Origin of the sequence: Inquilinus limosus MP06 (assembly GCF_000767795.1) — a bacterium.
Lineage (GTDB): Bacteria > Pseudomonadota > Alphaproteobacteria > DSM-16000 > Inquilinaceae > Inquilinus > Inquilinus limosus_E.
In genome coordinates this window covers 1-3,681 of the sequence record NZ_JANX01000606.1, presented here as the reverse complement: position 1 = coordinate 3,681, position 3,681 = coordinate 1, and the positions used below count along the sequence as shown (strand labels likewise).

The window sequence follows — 3,681 nt, the reverse complement described above, 5'->3', positions numbered from 1 at the left end:
ATGCCGCCGCGGCTGCGGCTGGGCACGGATTCCCGGCTGGTGTTCCGGGCGAAGCGGCTGCTGCCGGAAGCGCTGTTCGACCGCCTGATGATCTTCGCGACGGGGCGGGGAGTGAATTGACCGCGATCAGCGCCGGCCCGGGGTGAAGGCCGGCACCGCGCCGATCTCGATCGGCGTGTCGGTGCCGCAGACGAAGTTACGCGCCCGCTCATCGGCCAGCCTGCGCGCCGCCTCGTTGGCATTGGGATGCCCTGTGGCGGTCACCAGGCCGATGACGCAGCCTTGCCGGTCCTCCAGCTGCGCGACCCGGGACACCACCAGCACCTCGGTGCGCCGGCCGTCCGCCCCGTCGACCGTCCAGCGATGGATCGCGGCGAAGGGCCTGCCGCCCTCGATCCGCCATTCGATCCTCGGACCCACCCCGTTGAAGCCGGCGAAGGTCTGGAACGGACGGTCGCCCGCCGGCGGGAAGCCGTAGAACACCGAGGAGCGCAGGTCGGCGGTCGACAGCAGCACCGGGAAGCCGCGCCAGCCGGCGCAGGCCAGGTCCTGCCAGTCGCCATCGTCCGGCCCGGCCGCGGCGACGACGGCGCAGTCGCGCCCTGGGTCGAGGTCGGTGTAGGCGCTGGCGGTCTCGGCGCCGGCGGCCGAGCCGCACCAGGCCGCGGCCAAGGCGAGGATGATCGAGATCTGGCGCATGGAATCCCTCCCTTTCCCTGTGAAATCTAGGCGATATCCAGCGCCGGACCAGCCTTCGGCCTGAATCGTCGCGCCGATTTCCTCCCGCACTGCGAAAACGCGATTGCGCCGCCCGCCCCGACTCAGGCAGGGTTTCGAAAATTCTAAAATCCTTGCGAATGAAACGTCCTCGGGGAGGCATCATGAACCGGAACGCTGTTGCTGTCGGCCTGCTGGTGGCGGGCTTCGCCCTGCCGGCCGCGGCCCAGGTCTCGGGCAACGTCGTCAAGATCGGCGTGCTGAACGACCAGTCCGGCGTCTATGCCGATTACGGCGGCAAATGGTCGGTCGAGGCCGCCAAGATGGCGGTCGAGGATTTCGGCGGCAAGGTGCTGGGCGCCCCGATCGAGATCGTCAACGCCGACCACCAGAACAAGCCCGACATCGGCTCGAACATCGCCCGGCAGTGGTTCGACGTCGACGGTGTCGACATGATCAGCGAGCTGACCACCTCCTCCGTCGCCCTCGCGGTGCAGGCGCTGGCGGCCGAGAAGCACAAGGTCACCATCACCTCCGGCGCCGTGACCGCGGACCTGACCGGCAAGGCGTGCTCGCCCACCGGCTTCCACTGGGCCTTCGACACCCATGCGCTGGCGGTCGGCACCGGCGGCGCGCTGGTGGACCAGGGCGGCGACAGCTGGTTCTTCCTGACCGCGGACTACGCCTTCGGCTATTCGCTGGAGGAGCAGACCACGAAGTTCGTCACCTCCAAGGGCGGCAAGGTGCTGGGCAGCGTGCGGCACCCGCTGAACACCACCGACTTCTCCTCCTTCCTGCTGCAGGCCCAGGCGTCGGGCGCCAAGGTGGTGGGCCTGGCCAATGCCGGCCTGGACACCGCCAACGCCATCAAGCAGGCGGCGGAGTTCGGCATCGTCGCCGGCGGCCAGAAGCTGGCCGGCCTGCTGTTCACCCTCGCCGAGGTTCACGGGCTGGGGCTCGAGGCGTCGCAGGGGCTGGTGCTGACCGAGGATTTCTACTGGGACCGCAACGACGAGAGCCGGGCCTTCGCCCAGCGCTTCTTCGAGCGCACCCAGCGCATGCCGAACTCGGTCCAGGCCTCGGAATACTCCTCGGTGCTGCAGTATCTGAAGGCGGTGCAGGCCGCCGGCACCGATGACGGCGACAAGGTCGCGGCCAAGCTGAAGGAGCTGCCGGTCGACGACGTCTTCGCCAAGAACGGCAAGGTGCAGGCCGACGGCCGCATGGTGCACGACATGTACCTGTTCCAGGTCAAGGCGCCGTCGGAGAGCACCAAGCCCTGGGACTACTACAAGCTGCTGGCGACCATCCCGGGCGACCAGGCCTATCTGAGCCCGACGGAGAGCGGCTGCCCCGCGACGGCGAAGAAGTAAAGCGGCTGATGGCCGAATCCCAGCCGATCCTGGTGGCGGAGGGCCTGACCAAGGCCTTCCGCGGCTTCCTCGCGGTCAAGGGCGTGGACCTCAGCGTGCGCGAGGGCACGATCCACGCCCTGATCGGCCCGAACGGCGCCGGCAAGACCACCGTCTTCAACCTGCTGACCAAGTTCCACCAGCCGACCTCCGGCCGCATCGCCTTCAGGGGCGAGGACATCACCCGGCTGAAGCCGGCCGAGGTGGCCCGGCGCGGCCTGGTGCGGTCGTTCCAGATCTCGGCCGTGTTCCCGCATCTGACGGTGCTGGAGAATGTCCGGGTGGCGCTGCAGCGGCCGGAAGGGCTGTCGCGCCAGTTCTGGCGCTCCGCCGGGGTGCTGCGCCGGCTGGACGCGCGGGCGCTGGACCTGATCGAGGCGGTCAACCTGAGCGAGTTCGCCCGCACCGCCGCGGTCGACCTGTCCTACGGCCGCAAGCGGGCGCTGGAGATCGCCACCACCCTGGCGCTCGACCCGCCGATGCTGCTGCTGGACGAGCCGATGGCCGGCATGGGGCATGAGGAGATCGGCCGCATCGCCGAGCTGATCCGCAAGGTCGGGGCCGACCGCACAGTGCTGATGGTGGAGCACAACCTGTCGGTGGTCGCCGATCTCTGCCACCGGGTCACGGTGCTGCAGCGCGGCGAGATCCTGGCTGAGGGCAGCTACGCCGAGGTCTCGGCCGACCCGCGGGTGCGCGAGGCCTATATGGGGTCGGAGCATGAGTGAGCCTTTGCTCCATGTCCGCGGCCTGCAGGGCTTCTATGGCGAGAGCCATGTGCTGCACGGCGTCGACCTCGACGTGTTCCCGGGCGAGACCGTGACCCTGCTGGGCCGCAACGGCGCCGGCAAGACCACGACCCTGCGCGCCATCATGGGCATCCTGCGCCGGCGCCAGGGCACGATCCGGATGAACGGCGCCGACCTGCTGGCGACGCCGCCGCACCGCGTCGCCCGCGCCGGCATCGGCTATGTGCCGGAGGAGCGGGGCATCTTCGCCTCGCTGTCGGTGGCGGAGAACCTGACGCTGCCGCCCAAGGTGGCCGAGGGCGGCATGAGCCTGGCCGAGATCCACCGGCTGTTCCCGAACCTGCTGGAGCGGGCGGGCAGCCAGGGCACCAAGCTGTCGGGCGGCGAGCAGCAGATGCTGGCGATCGCCCGGGTGCTGCGCACGGGCGTGAAGCTGCTGCTGCTGGACGAGCCGACCGAGGGGCTGGCGCCGGTGATCGTGCAGCGCATCGGCGAGCTGCTGCGTACGCTGAAGGCGCAGGGCATGACCATCCTGCTGGTCGAGCAGAACTTCCGCTTCGCCAGCACGCTCGCCGACCGGCACTACGTCATGGAGGACGGCCGCGTGGTCGCCGAGATCCGGCGGGAGGAGATGGCCGGCAAGATGGATCTGCTGCATGAGACGCTGGGGGTCTGAGATGGAATTGCGATCCCCGCTTCCACTCCCTTCCTTGTCCCCCCTCCCCTCGCGGATATCGGATGCGCCCGTCGTTGACATGAGCCCATCCGAGTCCCCCCTCCCCTTGCCGGGACGGGGGGACGGT

Annotated in this window: 4 protein-coding genes; 3 read left to right on the top strand and 1 reads right to left on the bottom strand. The window is 69.5% G+C overall.

Going from position 1 to position 3,681, the window contains the following annotated elements; all coding sequences use genetic code 11:
• Positions 1–126 precede the first annotated feature (126 nt).
• Positions 127–699 (bottom strand): hypothetical protein, encoded by a 573-nt coding sequence (locus P409_RS29330; RefSeq protein WP_034846747.1) that lies wholly within the window; start codon positions 697–699, stop codon positions 127–129.
• Positions 700–881: 182 nt separating this feature from the next.
• Between P409_RS29330 and P409_RS29325 the strand changes: the two genes are divergently transcribed.
• From P409_RS29325 to P409_RS29315, 3 genes are read left to right on the top strand one after another with little or no spacing between them, the layout of a single operon-like run.
• A complete protein-coding gene (locus tag P409_RS29325) occupies positions 882–2,090 on the top strand; it encodes an ABC transporter substrate-binding protein (protein WP_034846745.1) in 1,209 nt (402 codons plus the stop codon).
• Between the two features lie 8 nt (positions 2,091–2,098).
• Positions 2,099–2,857: an ABC transporter ATP-binding protein gene (locus tag P409_RS29320; RefSeq protein WP_034846743.1), complete on the top strand. Its 759-nt coding sequence runs from the start codon at positions 2,099–2,101 to the stop codon at positions 2,855–2,857.
• The gene (locus P409_RS29315) at positions 2,850–3,554 is read left to right on the top strand and encodes an ABC transporter ATP-binding protein (protein WP_034846741.1); all 705 of its coding nucleotides are present in this window, start codon (positions 2,850–2,852) and stop codon (positions 3,552–3,554) included. The genes P409_RS29320 and P409_RS29315 overlap by 8 nt, the downstream gene beginning before the upstream one ends.
• Positions 3,555–3,681: the final 127 nt, after the last annotated feature.